17 protein-coding genes and 1 riboswitch are annotated in these 17,073 nt (G+C 49.8%); of the genes, 8 read left to right on the top strand and 9 right to left on the bottom strand.

Annotation, left to right across the window (positions count from 1 at the left end; all coding sequences use genetic code 11):
• Positions 1 to 394: 394 nt before the first annotated feature.
• Positions 395 to 859: a hypothetical protein gene (locus IT781_RS08195; protein WP_194969663.1), complete on the top strand. Its 465-nt coding sequence runs from the start codon at positions 395 to 397 to the stop codon at positions 857 to 859.
• A 787-nt stretch (positions 860 to 1,646) separates the two neighbouring features.
• Here IT781_RS08195 and ilvC read toward each other — a convergent pair.
• The 3 genes from ilvC to IT781_RS08215 form a co-directional block, all read right to left on the bottom strand.
• On the bottom strand, positions 1,647 to 2,663 hold the full coding sequence (ilvC, locus tag IT781_RS08205) for a ketol-acid reductoisomerase (protein WP_194969664.1): 1,017 nt from the start codon (positions 2,661 to 2,663) through the stop codon (positions 1,647 to 1,649).
• 76 nt (positions 2,664 to 2,739) lie between these two features.
• Positions 2,740 to 3,231 (bottom strand): acetolactate synthase small subunit, encoded by a 492-nt coding sequence (ilvN, locus tag IT781_RS08210; RefSeq protein WP_194969665.1) that lies wholly within the window; start codon positions 3,229 to 3,231, stop codon positions 2,740 to 2,742.
• A complete protein-coding gene (locus IT781_RS08215) occupies positions 3,231 to 4,967 on the bottom strand; it encodes an acetolactate synthase 3 large subunit (RefSeq protein ID WP_194969666.1) in 1,737 nt (578 codons plus the stop codon). The genes ilvN and IT781_RS08215 overlap by 1 nt, the downstream gene beginning before the upstream one ends.
• Before the next feature lie 453 nt (positions 4,968 to 5,420).
• On the opposite strand from IT781_RS08215, the gene IT781_RS08220 reads away from it, so the two are divergent.
• Entirely contained in the window at positions 5,421 to 6,680 is a 1,260-nt protein-coding gene (locus IT781_RS08220; protein ID WP_194969667.1) for a 6-phosphofructokinase, read from the top strand.
• A gap of 337 nt (positions 6,681 to 7,017) precedes the next feature.
• On the opposite strand, the gene IT781_RS08225 is transcribed toward IT781_RS08220, so the two are convergent.
• Complete coding sequence (locus IT781_RS08225) at positions 7,018 to 7,836, bottom strand: DUF2797 domain-containing protein (RefSeq protein ID WP_194969668.1); 819 nt, start codon at positions 7,834 to 7,836, stop codon at positions 7,018 to 7,020.
• Positions 7,837 to 7,911: 75 nt separating this feature from the next.
• Here IT781_RS08225 and ppa point away from each other — a divergent pair, with 75 nt between their 5' ends.
• On the top strand, positions 7,912 to 8,460 hold the full coding sequence (ppa, locus tag IT781_RS08230; RefSeq protein WP_194969669.1) for an inorganic diphosphatase: 549 nt from the start codon (positions 7,912 to 7,914) through the stop codon (positions 8,458 to 8,460).
• 63 nt (positions 8,461 to 8,523) lie between these two features.
• Here ppa and IT781_RS08235 read toward each other — a convergent pair whose 3' ends face one another.
• Both IT781_RS08235 and IT781_RS08240 read right to left on the bottom strand, forming a co-directional pair.
• Positions 8,524 to 8,973, bottom strand: coding sequence for a molybdenum cofactor biosynthesis protein MoaE (locus IT781_RS08235; protein WP_194969670.1), 450 nt, complete (start codon positions 8,971 to 8,973; stop codon positions 8,524 to 8,526).
• Positions 8,974 to 8,975: 2 nt separating this feature from the next.
• Positions 8,976 to 9,209, bottom strand: a complete 234-nt coding sequence (locus IT781_RS08240; RefSeq protein WP_194969748.1) for a MoaD/ThiS family protein — start codon at positions 9,207 to 9,209, stop codon at positions 8,976 to 8,978.
• A gap of 174 nt (positions 9,210 to 9,383) precedes the next feature.
• On the opposite strand from IT781_RS08240, the gene moaC reads away from it, so the two are divergent.
• On the top strand, positions 9,384 to 9,860 hold the full coding sequence (gene moaC / locus IT781_RS08245; protein ID WP_194969671.1) for a cyclic pyranopterin monophosphate synthase MoaC: 477 nt from the start codon (positions 9,384 to 9,386) through the stop codon (positions 9,858 to 9,860).
• 282 nt (positions 9,861 to 10,142) lie between these two features.
• Here moaC and IT781_RS08250 read toward each other — a convergent pair whose 3' ends face one another.
• Together IT781_RS08250 and thiC are read right to left on the bottom strand one after the other, a co-directional pair.
• Positions 10,143 to 10,973, bottom strand: a complete 831-nt coding sequence (locus IT781_RS08250; RefSeq protein ID WP_194969672.1) for a hypothetical protein — start codon at positions 10,971 to 10,973, stop codon at positions 10,143 to 10,145.
• Positions 10,974 to 11,063: 90 nt separating this feature from the next.
• Positions 11,064 to 12,929 carry a phosphomethylpyrimidine synthase ThiC gene (gene thiC, locus IT781_RS08255; protein WP_194969673.1) on the bottom strand — a complete coding sequence of 622 codons (1,866 nt, stop codon included), beginning with the start codon at positions 12,927 to 12,929 and terminating at the stop codon, positions 11,064 to 11,066.
• Positions 12,930 to 12,959: 30 nt separating this feature from the next.
• Positions 12,960 to 13,061: riboswitch (TPP riboswitch) on the bottom strand.
• Positions 13,062 to 13,512: 451 nt separating this feature from the next.
• Between thiC and minC the strand changes: the two genes are divergently transcribed.
• From minC to IT781_RS08275, 4 genes are read left to right on the top strand one after another with little or no spacing between them, the layout of a single operon-like run.
• Complete coding sequence (minC, locus tag IT781_RS08260; protein ID WP_194969674.1) at positions 13,513 to 14,250, top strand: septum site-determining protein MinC; 738 nt, start codon at positions 13,513 to 13,515, stop codon at positions 14,248 to 14,250.
• 29 nt (positions 14,251 to 14,279) lie between these two features.
• On the top strand, positions 14,280 to 15,089 hold the full coding sequence (gene minD / locus IT781_RS08265) for a septum site-determining protein MinD (RefSeq protein WP_194969675.1): 810 nt from the start codon (positions 14,280 to 14,282) through the stop codon (positions 15,087 to 15,089).
• Complete coding sequence (gene minE / locus IT781_RS08270; RefSeq protein ID WP_194969676.1) at positions 15,089 to 15,358, top strand: cell division topological specificity factor MinE; 270 nt, start codon at positions 15,089 to 15,091, stop codon at positions 15,356 to 15,358. Before minD ends, minE begins: the two co-directional genes overlap by 1 nt.
• Positions 15,359 to 15,393: 35 nt before the next feature.
• Positions 15,394 to 15,591, top strand: coding sequence for a winged helix-turn-helix domain-containing protein (locus tag IT781_RS08275; RefSeq protein WP_194969677.1), 198 nt, complete (start codon positions 15,394 to 15,396; stop codon positions 15,589 to 15,591).
• Between the two features lie 55 nt (positions 15,592 to 15,646).
• Here the strand turns inward: IT781_RS08275 and mgtE are convergent, their stop codons facing one another.
• The gene (gene mgtE / locus IT781_RS08280; protein ID WP_194969678.1) at positions 15,647 to 17,005 is read right to left on the bottom strand and encodes a magnesium transporter; all 1,359 of its coding nucleotides are present in this window, start codon (positions 17,003 to 17,005) and stop codon (positions 15,647 to 15,649) included.
• Positions 17,006 to 17,073: the final 68 nt, after the last annotated feature.

Here is a 17,073-nt window from a genome sequence, read left to right on the forward strand (position 1 = left end):
TTTGGCACATCGTGATGCCGCAGGGAAGAGGAGGAGTCCATACCATTATCCTACGCGCTAGCGTATTGCGCCCTACGGATTGCGCCTTACCAGTTGGCGTCTGGAATGTCTGGGTAAGAGAAAACATGAGCACCAGCGCCTTAAGGAGGCAAAGAGCGAAATCATCGCTCGCGGTCGCCTAGCGATGATAACTTCATTGCAAGTTTATCAGTCAATGGTTAAGCTGTGTAGCGACAAAGTCCCTCGGTAATTAGTCCGTCAGTTCCCCCCTCGGTAATCACACTCTTACAAATTAGGGCTGAACCTCAACTAGACAATATCAGATTTGATCTGCTTTTTTAAAACCGTTCGCGTCGGACCTATGGAAAATAATGTGCACTTTCTGAATAAATTTATGTTCGCTCTGGCCTATCTGGGTATTGCTGGTCTCGTCTTTTTAGATACTGTCATTTTTTTATTCATTATATTTACGCTGAGTGCAGGAGTTGATCTTCTTAATGTTCTCTATCTTTCAGCGCTAGGCGCTATCTGGAGTGTCATTCTGCTTGTGATTTTTGCCCTCACAGGATCTAAAAGCTTCGTAAATAAATTTGTGTTCGCTCTAGCCTATCTGGGTCTTGCTTGCCTCGTTTTTTTAGATACTGTCATTTTTTTATTTATTATATCTATGCTGAAAAGCGCAAGCGTTGATCTTTTTTATGTTCTCCTTCTTTCAGCACTAGGCACTTTCTGGAGTATCATTCTGCTTGGGATTTTTGCTTTCAAAGGATTTAAAAGCTTTGAAAGATATTTGTTGGCGGTCTGTACAGTGCTGCCAGTAACTACTTTGGTATACCTGATATGGTTTCGGGGTCGGTAACCAAAACATGTAACAAATGTAACTTGAGGCACATTTGGCGGAAGACTGACACAGGCATTTATCCTAATGTTGGTCCCAGTATGCTAGGTTGTGTTGACATTTACCACGAGTTTCAGAGAAATTGCGCCATTTTTTGAGCAATGGCGAATCGACTGGTACTCAGTGATGACGAATGGCGTTATATTTTCCCCATTCTGGCGAAGCATCAGCATGTTTATGTGGGATCAGAACAAGCCCTTCGCAGCTTCATGACCTCAGCGCGTAGGATGCAATAATCGAGGAGTCCATATATGCGGTGAGGTACGAACCGCATCGATCGCGTTATGAAAGCTGGGGTGCGGCCAATCTTTAACCTACCTTAGTCGGCGGCAGTGAATTGCCACCACAACTACGTCAGCCGTGAACGTCATTATGGCAAAGACGTATTGGTAATCCGCAAGGACACCAAATCGTTTATCGTCCTCTGACTGGGCAACGAGGAAAGTTTTTGCAGTTGCAGCCACGGCACCGTGTAAATCATGTCAACAACGACGGCGAAAAAGCAAGTGTCGCTTTAAGAGCATATCGCCGCACCCAAGGGCGTGGAATGCCGCAAAGATCAGCCGGTGATCGATGCAAACCCGGACGACTACAAACCCATCAAGCAGGTCATGCAGGCGCAAAGCGATCTGGTGAAAAGCAGGTGATTTGGGCCAAAGGCTAACAATATCTTTTATACAAACTAAACCTGAAAGCAAAAAAAAGCCCGTCTAAAACGGGCTTTTTAAAACAGTTAAACTGAATTTGATCAGTTTTTGGTTTTATCAACGATCTGGTTGGCTTTGATCCAAGGCATCATGCTGCGCAGTTTTGCACCGACAACTTCGATCGGATGCTCTGCATTCAGGCGGCGTTTGGCTGTCATTTCAGGATAGCCGGTCATGCCTTCCAGGATGAATTTCTTGGCGTATTCACCGTTTCTGATGTTTTTCAGCGCTTCGCGCATCGCCCAGCGGCTTTCTTCGTTGATGACTTGCGGGCCTGTCACATACTCGCCATACTCTGCATTGTTGGAGATCGAGTAGTTCATGTTGGCGATGCCGCCTTCGTACATCAGGTCAACGATCAGTTTCAACTCGTGCAGGCACTCAAAGTAAGCCATTTCAGGCGCGTAGCCGGCTTCAACCAGCGTTTCAAAACCGGCTTTAACCAGTTCAACGGCGCCGCCGCACAATACTGCCTGTTCGCCGAACAGGTCGGTTTCGGTTTCGTCGCGGAAGGTCGTTTCGATGATGCCTGAACGGCCGCCGCCGATGGCCGATGCGTATGACAGACAGATGTCTTTGGCTTTGCCTGACGCGTTCTGATGCACAGCGATCAGGTCAGGGATGCCGCCGCCGCGGACAAATTCCGAACGCACGGTATGGCCCGGCGCTTTAGGCGCGATCATGATCACGTCCAGATCGGCGCGTGGTGCAATCTGGTTGTAAAGAATCGCAAAGCCGTGTGCGAATGCCAATGCTGCGCCCTGCTTGATGTTCGGCTCAATCTCGGCTTTGTACAGTTGAGACTGGAACTCGTCAGGCGTCAGGATCATGACCACGTCAGCGCCGGCAACGGCTTCAGGCACGTCTTTAACGGTCAATCCGGCATTCTGCGCTTTCGCAACTGAGGCAGAGCCTGCACGCAAGCCTACGACAACTTCAACGCCGGAATCTTTTAAGTTGTTGGCATGGGCATGACCTTGTGAACCGTAACCGATGATGGCTACTTTTTTACTTCTGATGATTGAAAGATCAGCATCTTTGTCGTAATAAACTTGCATAAGTTTTCCTATGTTTTAAGTTTTTAAAATTTCAAACCAGAACCGGCTGACCGGATTCTGAATAACCAAAGCAGAACTACAGGTGCAGTCCTTTCTCGCCGCGCGAAATGCCGGTCGGACCGGAGCGCACGACTTCAATAATATTGCCTGAGTCAATCGCCGCAATGAATGCATCCAGTTTATCCGACGTACCGGTCATTTCAACCACATAGGATGTCGGCGTCACGTCGATGATCCGGCCGCGGAAGATATCGGTCAGGTTTATGATTTCTCCGCGCGTCTGGTCCGTGGTTTTGACTTTCACCATCATCAGTTCGCGTTCAATGTGCGAGGACTCAGCCAGATCGATCAGCTTGACCACATCGATCAGCTTGTTGAGCTGCTTGGTGATCTGCTCGATGATGTCATCACTGCCGCGCGTGACCAATGTCATTCTGGACAGGCTGGGTTCTTCCGTCGGCGCTACGGTCAGCGACTCAATGTTATAGCCGCGCGCTGAAAACAGGCCGGCAACGCGCGATAATGCACCGGCCTCATTTTCCATCAGTATAGAAATAATATGTCTCATTATGCCAGTTCCCTGTCGGTCGGTGTTCCCGGTGCTACTCTCAATTTCATGTCATGATGGCCTTTGCCGGCTTCGATCATCGGATAAACGTTCTCGGTCCGGTCGGTTATGATGTCCAGGAACACCGTGCGGTCTTTCATCGCAAAGGCTTGCTCCAGCGCCGGCCGCACTTCTTCCGGCTTGTCGATGCGCATGCCGACATGGCCATAGGCGTCGGCCAGTTTCACGAAATCGGGAATCGTGTCCATATAGGAATGTGAATAGCGGCTTTCATACGTGAACTCCTGCCATTGGCGTACCATGCCCATGTAGCGATTGTTCAGGTTGACGATTTTGACCGGCGTATTGTACTGCAGCGCCGTCGATAATTCCTGAATGCACATCTGGATGCTGGCTTCGCCCGTAACGCAGGCTACATCGGCTTCGGGAAAGGCCAGTTTGACACCGATCGCGGCCGGCAAACCGAATCCCATCGTGCCCAGACCGCCGGAGTTGATCCAGCGACGCGGCTTGTCGAAATGATAATACTGAGCCGCATACATTTGATGCTGCCCTACATCCGAGGTGATGTATGCATCGCCTTTGGTCACTTCATAAAGCTGCTCGATCACATACTGGGGCTTGATGATGGCGCTGTTTCTATCGTATTCCAGGCACTTGACGGCTCGCCATTTTTCGATCTGATTCCACCAGCTTTCCAGTTTCTTCTTGTCCGGCTTCTTGTCGCTTTCCTTGATCATTTCCAGCATTTGTTCCAGCACCGGCTTAACATCGCCGACGATGGGCACATCGACTTTAACGGTCTTGGAGATAGACGCAGGATCGATATCGATATGGATAATCTTGGCGTACGGGCAGAACTGATCAAGCTTGCCGGTGACACGGTCATCGAAGCGCGCGCCGATTGCGATGATCACATCGCTCTCGTGCATGGCCATATTGGCCTCATAGGTGCCATGCATGCCCAGCATGCCGACGAACTGCTTGTCTGTCGCGGGAAACGCGCCCAGCCCCATCAAGGTATTAGTGACCGGATAGCCCAGTAGGTGAGCCAGTTTCGTCAGTTCCTTGCTGGCCTCGCCCAGCACGACGCCGCCGCCTGAATAAATCATCGGTTTTTCTGCGTCCAGCAACAGATCAACAGCTTTTTTGATCTGGCCTTTGTGCCCAGCTACGGCCGGGTTGTAGGAACGCATGGTGACTTTTTTGGGATATTTGTAAGGAACCTTGATTTTGGGATCGGTGATATCCTTAGGTATATCGATAACGACCGGTCCTGGGCGTCCTGTGGTCGCTACGTAAAACGCCTTTTTGATTGTTTCGGCCAGTTTGTTCACGTCCTTGACCAGGAAATTATGCTTCACGCACGGCCGGGTAATGCCGACCATGTCGACTTCCTGGAAGGCGTCGCTGCCAATCACCGGCGATGATACCTGACCGGAAATGACGACCAGCGGAATCGAATCCAGATAAGCGGTGGCAATACCGGTTACGGCGTTGGTCGCGCCCGGTCCGGAAGTCACCAGCACCACGCCGGGCTTTCCGGTTGCACGGGCATAGCCGTCGGCAGCATGGGTTGCCGCCTGTTCATGCCGGACCAGAATGTGTTTGACGTCGTCCTGCTGGAAAATGGCATCATATAAATGCAATACCGCTCCGCCAGGATAGCCAAAAATATATTCCACGCCTTCGTCTTTGAGACTCTGAATTACGATTTGTGCGCCATTTAGCTCCACGCTAATTTCCTCAATAAACTTAATAGGACTTTTGATTCAAGCCGATTATATTCGTTTTTCAAAATTCAGGCCCGATGTCGCCGGTATTATTTTGAAAAAAGTTGCATAAACTACTGATATTGTCTTATTCCGTCAAGATAATCTGGACTATTTTACTCGGTTCTTAATCAAATTGTAATTTTGACCTGATGTTAAATTACGGATCGTTTTTTTATGCCGTTTAACATCCAACACTATAACTCTTTGACTGCCTCAGCTAAAGTGCGTATAGATGCGTATATGCTTGTGTTTAATAAACGCCTGCGGTCGAATATCCTATAGGGCGCAGGTAAATTCGACTCTATAATTGCGCAATATCAATTTTGATATTGACTGTACGGTTTAATGCTTGTCTAGCCTATGACAATCCATTATTGTTCTAAAAATCACGCACTCACATAAGGAATCGATAAAATGTCAATAAAAAATGCTTTCTATGCCCAGTCAGGGGGAGTTACGTCTGTCATTAACGCCAGCGCATGCGGAGTTATAGAAACCGCTCGGCAGCATCCCGACAAGATAGGCACAGTCTATGCCGGCTACAATGGCATTATCGGTGCCTTAAAGGAAGAGTTGATCGATACCAGCCTTGAATCGGATGCCGCCATTGCCGCGTTAAGACACACGCCGGCCGGCGGCTTCGGTTCCTGCCGCTACAAACTGAAGAGCCTGGAACAAAACAAGGCCGAATACGAGCGTCTGATCGAAGTCTTTAAAGCGCACAATATCGCTTACTTCTTCTATAACGGAGGCGGTGATTCTCAGGATACCGCCTATAAAGTTTCTCAGTTGGGCGACCAGCTGGGTTACCCAATCACTTGTGTCGGCGTGCCCAAAACCGTGGACAATGACCTGCCCATTACCGATACCTGCCCGGGTTTCGGCTCTGTCGCCAAGTACATCGCCGTTTCAATGCGCGAAGCCAGCTTCGACGTGGCCTCCATGTGCTCCACATCCACAAAGGTTTTCGTGCTGGAAGTCATGGGGCGTCATGCCGGCTGGATCGCCGCGGCAGGCGGACTGGCGGCCGATGCCGACAACGACATCCCGCTGGTTATCCTGTTTCCCGAAGTCAAGTTTGATCAGGCCAAGTTTCTGGCCAAGGTTGATGAAAAAGTCAAAGCGCATGGCTACTGTTCTGTCGTTGTCTCGGAAGGCGTGAAAGGCGCCGACGGCAAGTTTCTGGCCGAGGCCGGCGGCACCGACGCGTTCGGCCATGCCCAATTGGGCGGCGCGGCACCGGTGGTCGCCAATATTGTCAAAGAGGCATTGGGCTATAAGTATCACTGGGCGGTCGCCGATTATCTGCAAAGAGCCGCGCGCCATATCGCTTCGAAAACCGATGTGGATCAGGCTTATGCCATGGGCAAAGCCGCAGTGGAACTGGCTATCTCAGGCAAGTCGGCGGTCATGCCCACTATTGTCAGGACATCGGACTGGCCTTATCAATGGCATGTAGGCCATGCCGAGCTCAAGGATGTCGCCAACGTTGAGAAAATGATGCCGGCCGAGTTTATTTCGGACGACGGCTTCGGCATTACCGAAGCGTGCCGCCGTTATCTGCAGCCCTTGATCATGGGTGAAGATTATCCGCCTTATAAAAACGGCCTGCCGGATTATGTGACCATGAAAAAACAGATGATCGCTAAAAAGCTGGCTGACTTTTCCATCTAGCTTGTCCTGGCCTTTTCTGAAGGGCAAGGAGGCAAGTACATACCGATAACCACGGAAACCGGGCTTTCCGTGGTTATTTGGTAAGGACAGACTCTGCTGAACACTATTCCGCCTAACCAGTCGCTCGTCTCTGCCCTGATCGTGTCTATCAGCGCTATTTCATACGGCCTGCGGTTTCGCCCTGGGTGCATCGTGCCCAGCACTGGCTGGCTTTACGGGTATAAATATTTCGGTTCGCGCCAATGCCTGCACGGTTTAAGCCGCCCGTACGGGCACGTCCCATGCATTTCTGATCGCCATCCGGGGCGACTCCATTACCGGCTTAAAGCCGATGGACTTATTCTGCAGTAAACTCGACCTCGTAACCGGAAAATTTCCGAATATTAATGACGCCTGTGTCCAGTATCAGATACTGGCCTTTAATGCCATGCAGAACGCCTGCAACTTCGGATTGCGAATCAAGATTGAAGGATTTGACCTTTACCGGATAATTGTCGACCGGATAATGAATATCGACCGCTTGCTCATGCGCCAGAAATTCAATCGCCTGTGAGCCGAAGCGCTCGCTTATATCCGCCAGTTCCGTTTTGCACACGACGATCAGTTCATCGCGTTTGGCGGCCAGATCAACCGGCTCGGCATGATTTTTCAACATCTGCTGCCAGCTGGTCTTGTCGCTGACATGCCGGGCGATGGCGACCTCAACCAGGCCGGAAATATAGCGCGACTGCGCTTTAAAAATCGGTAAGGCCTGTACGGCGCCCTGATCGATCCAGCGCGTCGGGATCTGACTCTGACGCGTAATGCCCACTTTGACGCCGGAGGAGTTGGCCAGGTAAACGATATGCGGCTGAAAACAAAATTCGGCCGCCCATGCCGGCTCCCTGCAGGTACCTGCCTCAAAATGGCAGGTTTCCGGCTTCACAATACACATATCGCATTGCGCCAGCGTAGAAAAACAGGGATAACAATAACCTTGGCTGAAACTTTTCTTGGTCTGCCTGCCACAATGCACGCAAAAAATCCTGCCGGTATAGGTAAGTTTGATCGGCTTGCCGATCAGCGGATTCAATGGAATCAGCCGATCCGTTAACGGCAATTCATACCGAACCGGATTGTCCAGTTGGGTATGCATTTTTCTTAATTGTCCCTGCATGCAGGTATTCCTCTAAAAAAGCTGGTAACAACTGATATAATGTCATGATTTGATAATCTACTAAAGAGGACAAGCATGTCACTAATGAGCGTTTCGTCTGGAAAAGATCTTCCGAACGATATTAATGTTGTCATTGAAATACCTGCCTATAGCGACCCGGTCAAGTATGAAGTCGATAAAGAGACCGGCGCACTGATGGTAGACCGCTTCATGGGCACGTCGATGCAGTACCCGACCAACTACGGCTATGTGCCGCATAGCCTTTCAGATGACGGTGACCCGGTTGATGTTCTGGTGATTACGCCTGCACCGTTGTTGAGCGGTTGCGTGGTGCGCTGCCGTCCTATCGGCGTCCTGAAAATGACTGATGAAGCCGGAGCAGATGCCAAGGTGCTGGCCGTGCCGGTGGAAAAGCTGACGCCGTACTATAACCGTGTGAAGACTTACGAAGACATTCCCGAAAGTAAATTAGCCAAAATCGCGCATTTCTTTGAGCACTACAAAGATCTGGAATCGGGCAAATGGGTCAAAGTTGAAGGCTGGTTTGGCCTGGAAGAAGCTCGGGAAGAAATCATGTCAAGCATAGAACGTTATAAAGCGGCCAAGAAGAAACCGCACTTCTAAACATTGTTATCAGCTATGCAGAGGGGGCGGTAGCAGCGCCCCCACAAACTATTCGGTCACCTTTCAGCGCTTATAACCGTCGGTATTTTTCTCGACCCAGCGCTGATCCTCCGACTTTAAAACTTCCTTTTTCCAGAAAGGCGCTTTCGACTTTAGCGCTTCCATAATATACCGGCTCGCATCAAACGCATCGCCGCGGTGTGATGTCCAGACCGCTACCAGCACGATGGGCTCATTAGGCAGAATATCTCCCACGCGATGCACGACCAGCGCATCGATAATCGGCCATTGCTGCTGCGCTTCGGCAACGATTTTTTCAAGCTGCTTTTCGGTCATGCCCGGATAATGCTCGAGATTCATGGCTTTGACATCATCGCCTTCATTGAAATCGCGCATTGTGCCGATAAAGAGGCTGGTCGCGCCGAATTTGCCGGCCATATGCTGCGCCGCGTTTTGATAGGCCTGAACTTCATGCCAGGGATCAAAACCTTCCGCACAAATTTTTACTGTCATTATCAGCCTCCGGTTACCGGCGGAAAAAAAGCCACCTCATCGCCGTCTTTGACAATACTGTTCCAGTCCACATATTCCATATTGACAGCTGCCAGCAGATTATCCGGCAGCGGCTTGCCGGCGTTGGCGCGGCGCCATACATCGCTGACAGTGGCAATGCCCTCAAACTCAAGATCGTCTTCCGAGCGCCCCAGGCTTTCTTTCAAACTGGCGAAATAACGCACTTTAATTGACATAGTCATTCACGCGGCCATAAAAAAAATAGATAATAATACTTTGAACCTCGCCTCGGCAAAACGGCTCAGATAATGACAAGCATGGTTACATATATCTCGCCTTCCTGCACTTTCATAACACGACTTAGCAGTTGCCAGGCCCTTTCATTCCTTTAACGATAATTCTACTGATTTGTGACTCAACTAACCCATTTTAATCAAGCCGGCGAAGCCCATATGGTCGATGTCGGCGACAAAGCGATCACTCAGCGCACGGCCGTCACCGAAGGCTATATTGAAATGCAACCGGAAACGCTCAAGTTGATCATCGAAGGCGGACATAAAAAAGGTGATGTGTTGGCTATCGCTAGAATTGCCGGCATCATGGCCAGTAAGAAAACGGCCGATTTGATTCCGCTCTGCCATCCTCTGCCCATCACGCATGTAGACATCAGCCTGACCGCGGAAACCGATAAAAACCGCGTACGCTGCCAGACCACGGTCAAAACCAACGGCCAGACCGGCGTAGAAATGGAAGCGCTTACCGCCACGCAGATCGCTTTGCTGACTATTTACGACATGTGCAAGGCCGTGGATCGGGGCATGGTCATTCAATCCGTCCAGCTGTTGGAAAAAGACGGCGGCAAATCGGGACACTGGCAACGCCAATAAACCCTCTGCCATAAATCTTCTCCCGGATACATTCTCTGCCGCGGCCGGTCTTATTTTCCAGCTTGGCCCCAAGGTTTATGAGATAGCCAAGCCTCCATAAAAATCTCGCTGATGGCCATGCCGGCGGTCATGATAGGTTTTCTGATTTTTTACAGCCCTCTCATCCTTAGCGGGGCTTGAAGAGAATTCGGTTCGCCGCACAGCAGACTACTGGCCATTGATCATACTCATGGGCATGGGGCGGACCGCCTAGGAACTCACATGAATAGCGATAGGAATTGGCTATGACTTATTTTTTCTTAACCCGGCTAATGCCTTAAACAGTTTCCCGGCTTTGCCGTTGTCAGGCTTTTGCTGAGCAAATAATTCATCACGGCGGACCAGATTCAGCCATTTTTCATATTCTCTTTGCGTTTCTTCCAGTTTGCTGCGAATTATTTTTTTATGTTCACTGGTAATCTCAAGCCGAATGAAATCGCTGTCTATCCTGAGCATGAACCGGGCAACTTCATCCAACAGATCATCATCGACTTCTTCAGGGGCAAAGCTTTTTTTATAGACGCCAAAATTCTCGTGATTATTGATGAGTATTTTTATATTTGAGGCGGCATAATCCACTTCAAACTTAAATCTTACCGGAACTTTCCGCATCACCGTAAAACTGGCATTTTGTACCGTACCGACGCCCTGGAAATACTTCCATTCAAAAGGCACCTTGTGCGCGCTTAAAAAGGCAACCTCCTGCTCAATCAGACTTCTTCCTTGCAGATGATAAGTAAATGTACCTTCGTTCTGGCAGAAGAAATTGACATTGACCTGCATAAGTTTATCGGGATCGGCATATCCCATAATGCCGTCGGTGTTTATTCTGTATCCGGTCTGGATCAGTCGGCCGAACTGGGGGTATCTGGAACTATAATCATCAATGAAAACGGCCTGTTCAAGATAAGTTAAATGCTCCACCATTTCTTTCATGAATACAAAAATGCTTTGCATTTTGGGCAGGATCGATTTCTTATAGCGCGCAGCCAATTCTTGCTCAATAGTTTGTTGATCCAGCGCATCATCTTGCTTTCGATTTACCTGATCCCTTAATTGCTCAAGAACCCCCATAGTCACTCCTTTAGCTTTTATTACAGATTACTGCAATAAGTGTAGCGCAGATTTCATAATAAATATGGGATCTGCGCTACTTTAGCGCCTCTAAATTTTATGATAGATGGCTGCGCCTTCCTCAACAAACTGCTTGGATTTCTCATCCATGCCTTTTTCCAGGGCTTCTTCTTCGGCGATGCCTTTTTCAGCCGCGTAATCGCGTACATCCTGGCTGATTTTCATTGAGCAGAAATGCGGACCGCACATTGAGCAGAAATGCGCGATTTTGGCCGATTCCTTGGGCAGGGTTTCGTCATGGAACTCGCGCGCCCGTTCCGGGTCCAGGCCGATGTTGAACTGGTCTTCCCAGCGGAATTCAAAGCGCGCCTTGGACATGGCATTGTCGCGCGCCTGCGCGCCGGGATGGCCTTTGGCAAGATCGGCGGCATGCGCGGCAATTTTGTAAGTCACGATGCCTTCTCGCACGTCTTGCTTGTTAGGCAGGCCCAGATGCTCTTTCTGGGTCACATAGCAGAGCATCGCACAGCCGTACCAGCCGATATTGGCGGCGCCGATAGCCGAAGTGATATGGTCGTAACCGGGCGCGATATCGGTCGTCAAAGGCCCCAAGGTATAAAAAGGCGCTTCGCCGCATTCTTCGAGCTGCTTGTCCATGTTGACCTTAATCATATGCAGAGGCACATGTCCCGGACCTTCGATCATGGTTTGCACGTCATGTTTCCAGGCGATTTTCGTCAGTTCGCCCAGGGTTTCCAGTTCGCCGAACTGCGCGGCATCATTGGCGTCGTAAATTGACCCCGGCCGCAATCCATCCCCTAATGAGAAAGACACGTCATAGGCTTTCATGATTTCGCAGATCTCTTCGAAATGCGTGTACAGGAAACTTTCCGTGTGATGTGCCAGACACCATTTCGCCATAATGGAGCCGCCACGCGACACGATGCCGGTCATTCTCTTGGCGGTCAGAGGCACATGATGCAGGCGCACGCCGGCATGAATCGTGAAGTAGTCGACGCCCTGCTCGGCTTGTTCGATCAACGTATCGCGGAAGATTTCCCAGGTCAGTTCCTCGGCCTTGCCGTTGACTTTTTCCAGTGCTTGATAGATAGGCACGGTGCCGATAGGCACGGGCGAGTTGCGCAAAATCCATTCGCGCGTTTCATGGATGTTCTTGCCGGTCGACAAATCCATGATCGTATCGCCGCCCCAGCGGATGCCCCAAAGCATTTTTTCGACTTCTTCCTCAATGGACGAGGTAACTGCCGAATTGCCGAGATTGCCGTTGATTTTCACGAGGAAGTTGCGGCCGATAATCATTGGCTCCAGCTCGGGGTGATTGATATTGGCCGGAATAATGGCCCGACCGCGCGCGACTTCGGAGCGCACAAACTCGGGGGTAATAACCGATGGAATCGACGCGCCGAAAGAATCGCCCGGATGCTGGTCTTTCCATAACTCGCGCATTTCTTCCATTTTCTGGTTTTCGCGGATCGCAATGAATTCCATTTCCGGCGTAATAATGCCCTGTCTGGCATAATGCATTTGCGTGACATTGGCTCCGGCCTTGGCGCGGCGCGGCTTGCGGATATGCTCAAAGCGCAGATCGGCGGTCGCCGGATCTTCCAGGCGCTGACGACCGAATTCCGAGCTTGGGCCAGACAGCTCTTCGGTATCGTTACGCTCGGCAATCCAGGCCGCACGGATGGCGCTCAGGCCTTTTTTTAAATCGACTTCAACCGCCGGATCGGTGTAAACGCCTGAGGTATCATAGACATACAGCGGCGGGTTTTTTTCCGCGCCAAACTGGGCCGGCGTATCGGACAGGGTAATCTTGCGCATCGGAACGCGTATGTCAGGCCGGCTGCCTTGAACATAAATTTTTTCCGATGCCGGATAGGAATCAATTTTGACACTGCTGGTAGCAGACGTAAGATCTTTAAGGACAGCGCTCATGCTTATCTCCGAAATTCAATAAAACAAGACGCAGGGAAGTGTGGGCTTTCCTACGCCGGTATTAACCGGGGTCAGGTTCAAAGGGTTTCTCTCAGCCTCAAGACGTATCTCGAAGCACCCCTAGCCTTTACGGATAAGGGCGCTAAGTTAAAGGAAAATGACCTGTTTTGCAAGCCAGCGCCGCATTGTGGCATTTATAAAAACCTTATAAATCAAAAGCTTTTATTTAAAGACTAACTTAAAATTATCCTTTCGATTCAAATTAAAGCACTACTGCCCTTAGGCATTGAGATAAAATGCTATGATGTGCCATCTTGAAGAAGGCGCGGACTGAACCAGGTATCGGCCAGAATCGAGCCGGCGGTCCATCGTTATCTGCCAATTACAGTTGCCATTATTTCGGCTATATTGCTTAAACATAGGCGCAAACGGTATCGCCAATTGGATGGATAGAAAAACTTATTACCTCTGTCTGCCCGGAAATGTCCCGCTGTTTCCTGTACAAAATTGTCGCGTTAGAAAAATGATTTTTTCCAACAGCAGTGTTAGAATCTCCCAACTAGTGACTAACCAGATTTAACGGATGTCGACAGACCCTCAACAAACGCCTCATCTCCCGCCCGCCCTGGAATTTAAGAGCAGTACATTTTCTGTACCTGTCTTGGTTTTATTCGATAACGATACGGCAGTGATCGAACAGCAACTCCAGGAAAAAGTTCGTCTGGCGCCTGAGTTTTTCAAAAACTCACCGCTGGTGTTTGACCTGCAGGAACTGAATAGGCAGGAGCGCGAGATTGATATTGACGTACTGACGAAAATCATCCGCAAACTTAATTTACTGCCGATTGGCATACGCGGCGGCAACCCGCAGCAGAACCAGCAGGCCATAGCGCAGGGCATTCCGGTCCATTCAATTCATAGCAGCAGCGCCTCCGCGCCTGTAGAAGCTGTGAAACAGAAAAAAACCGCTCCGGAACCCACCCCAAAAGCAGAGCCTGTAATGAGCACGCTTATTACGCATCCCATCCGTTCCGGCCAGCGCCTCTATGCCGAGGGAGATTTGATCATTCTGGCTCAAGTCAGTGCGGGCGCCGAAATCATGGCCGAAGGCAATATTCATGTTTATGGAACATTAAGAGGCCGAGCACTGGCCGGTGTGCAGGGCAATCCGGAAGCGCGCATTTTCTGTTCCGATTTGCAGGCTGAGCTTATTTCGATTGCCGGCACCTACAAAATCAGTGAAGACCTGAACGAATCCGTCAGCAACAAGCCCGTCCAGATCTATTTGCAAAACGAAAATTTGATCATTAAAGATCTTTAATTAATACCGCTAACTTGGAGGAACAACCCTTGGCAAGAATCATCGTCGTAACATCCGGAAAAGGGGGTGTTGGCAAAACAACAACGAGTGCGGCCATCTCCATGGGGCTTGCAAAAAAAGGCTTTAAAACAGCCGTCATTGATTTCGACGTAGGCTTACGCAACCTGGATTTGATCATGGGCTGTGAACGCCGTGTCGTTTATGACTTTATCAATGTCATGAATGGCGAAGCCAACCTGAACCAGGCATTGATTCGCGATAAACATTGCGACCAGCTTTACATTCTGCCCGCTTCCCAGACGCGCGACAAAGATGCGTTAAGCATCGAAGGCGTAGGCAAGGTATTGGAAGAATTATCCAAAGATTTTCAGTATATTGTCTGCGATTCCCCGGCCGGCATCGAGAAAGGCGCTCACTTAGCCATGTACTTCGCCGACGATGCCTTCATCGTGACCAACCCGGAGGTTTCCTCGGTTAGAGACTCAGATCGCATGCTAGGGCTTTTAGCGAGCAAATCGCGCCGGGCCGAGCGAAACGAGGAGCCGATTAAAGAATACCTGCTATTGTCCCGCTACTCGCCGGATCGCGTAAAACTAGGGGAAATGCTCAGCGTGAAAGACGTGCAGGAAATTTTATCCCTGCATTTACTGGGTGTAATTCCGGAGTCGAAATCGGTATTGAATGCGTCAAACTCAGGCGTTCCTGTTATTCTGGATGAAAAAAGCGATGCCGGCCAGGCCTATGCCGATATCGTTGCCCGCTATTTAGGCGAGGAGAAACCCCATCGTTTTATTGATGAGAAAAAAGGTCTTTTCGGGAAGCTTTTCGGGGGTAAATAATGAGTTTACTCGACTATTTTAGAAGCAATAAGGCCAGCTCGGCATCGGTGGCGAAAGAAAGGCTGCAAATTCTGGTGGCTCATGAGCGATCCTCCAGAAACCAGCCCTCCTACCTTCCTCAGTTGCAAAAAGAGCTGCTGGAAGTTGTAAGAAAATACATTAACGTAGGGCAGGATGCCATTTCAGTTAATTTTGAACAGGATGACGATCAGGAAATACTCGAATTAAATATCGTATTGCCTGATCATCACACTAATAAGAAGTCTTAATTTTTTAATCAACCCTATACATCAAGGTGATCAATATGTCTTATACAATCGGCGAGGCTGCGGGTAAAATCTGGCGTTATCTGGAGGAGAATGGTCCCGCCAGCGTATCTAAAGTGACTTCTGAAACAGGGATCAGCAAAAATGATATTCAACGCGCAATTGGCTGGCTGGCTAAAGAAGACAAGCTATCCATTGAAATGAAAGGCCGCGCTGAAACCCTTTCATTGAAATAAAGCATAGATCAAGGGCTAAAGTTAAAAACCCCAGCACTTTAGCCTTGCAGTTGCCCTACACCAGAAACAGGGTTGCCAGCCCCAGGAAAGCCATAAAGCCGATCACATCGGTAACCGTAGTCAATAGCACACCACCTGCCAAGGCAGGATCTACGCCTATCTTTTGCAGTGCCAGCGGAATGCTCGCACCAGCCAATGCGGCGCAAACCAGATTGATAAGCATGGCGCTGCCCAGCAATAATCCGATACTGCTGCTTTGAAACCAAATCCCTGCAATGCAGGCAACGATAACTGCCCATAAAGCGCCGTTCACAACACCGACAGCGATTTCCTTTCGAAACAGCCTTATGGCATTGATGCTGCTGATCTGCCGCAACGCCAATCCACGTATCACCAGGGTCAGCGTCTGACTTCCGGCAACACCGCCCATACTGGCGACAATAGGCATCAATACCGCCAACGCGACAATCCGGTCTAAAGTTGCCTCAAACAAACCGATAACCCAGGATGCCAGAAAAGCCGTCAGCAGGTTAATGCCCAACCAGATTGCACGCCGCTTGGCGCTCGTCATCACAGGAGAAAATATGTCCTGTTCTTCATCCAGGCCCGCCATACTCATCAGTGAATGATCCGCTTCCTCGCGAATAACATCGACGATGTCGTCGACCGTGATTCTTCCCAGCACCTTACCGTCTTCCGCGACAACAGGCGCGGAAATCATATCGCGCTGCTCAAATAATAAAGCGACTTCCCCGGCCGGCATCTGATAAGGGATGCCGCTCATACTGAAATCCATCACTTCCGACACCATGGCATGAGGATTTTTGGTCAGCAATACGGCTAAAGGCAAAACGCCCTGAAAATGATCGTTTCGGTCAACAACGACCAAGTTGTCCGTCGCTCTGGGCATGGATCCGCGCTTTCTTAAATAGCGCAGCACAACATCCAGCGACACGTCGGCGCGCACGGTCAATACATCAAGGCTCATTAAACCGCCCGCGGTATTATCATCGTACGATAAAGCCGATTCCAGGCGACGCTTTTCCTGTATGCCGATCGATTCCGTCACTTTGGAAAGCAGCGGCTCGGGAAGCGTATGCAGCAGATCGATCAGATCATCCGACTCCAGACTTTCCACTGCAGTAGTCAGGTCTTGCCAGTCAGTAATTTCTATGAGCCCGTTCGCCACCTCGACATGCAGATCGACCAGAATCTCTCCAACTGTGTTCAGCGGAATCAGTTTCCAGATTACTTTTCGGTCTTCAGGCGCCAGCGATTCGATTAAAAGCGCTATTTCCGCGGGGTATAATTCTTGAATAAACTGCCTGACTTCATTCTCTGAGCCTGAACCCAGCAGTTCTGTCATGCGTTTGAGGAGAAGCTCGTTATTGTCCTGTTGTGCAGTAGCTGACATAGAAGAAATATCCGTAAAAACCGGCACAACAGCCCCATGCTGCGTCAGTTTCAGTTGATCAATGCAGA

The sequence above is a fragment of the Methylobacter sp. BlB1 genome (genome assembly GCF_015476545.1).
Classification (GTDB): domain Bacteria; phylum Pseudomonadota; class Gammaproteobacteria; order Methylococcales; family Methylomonadaceae; genus Methylobacter.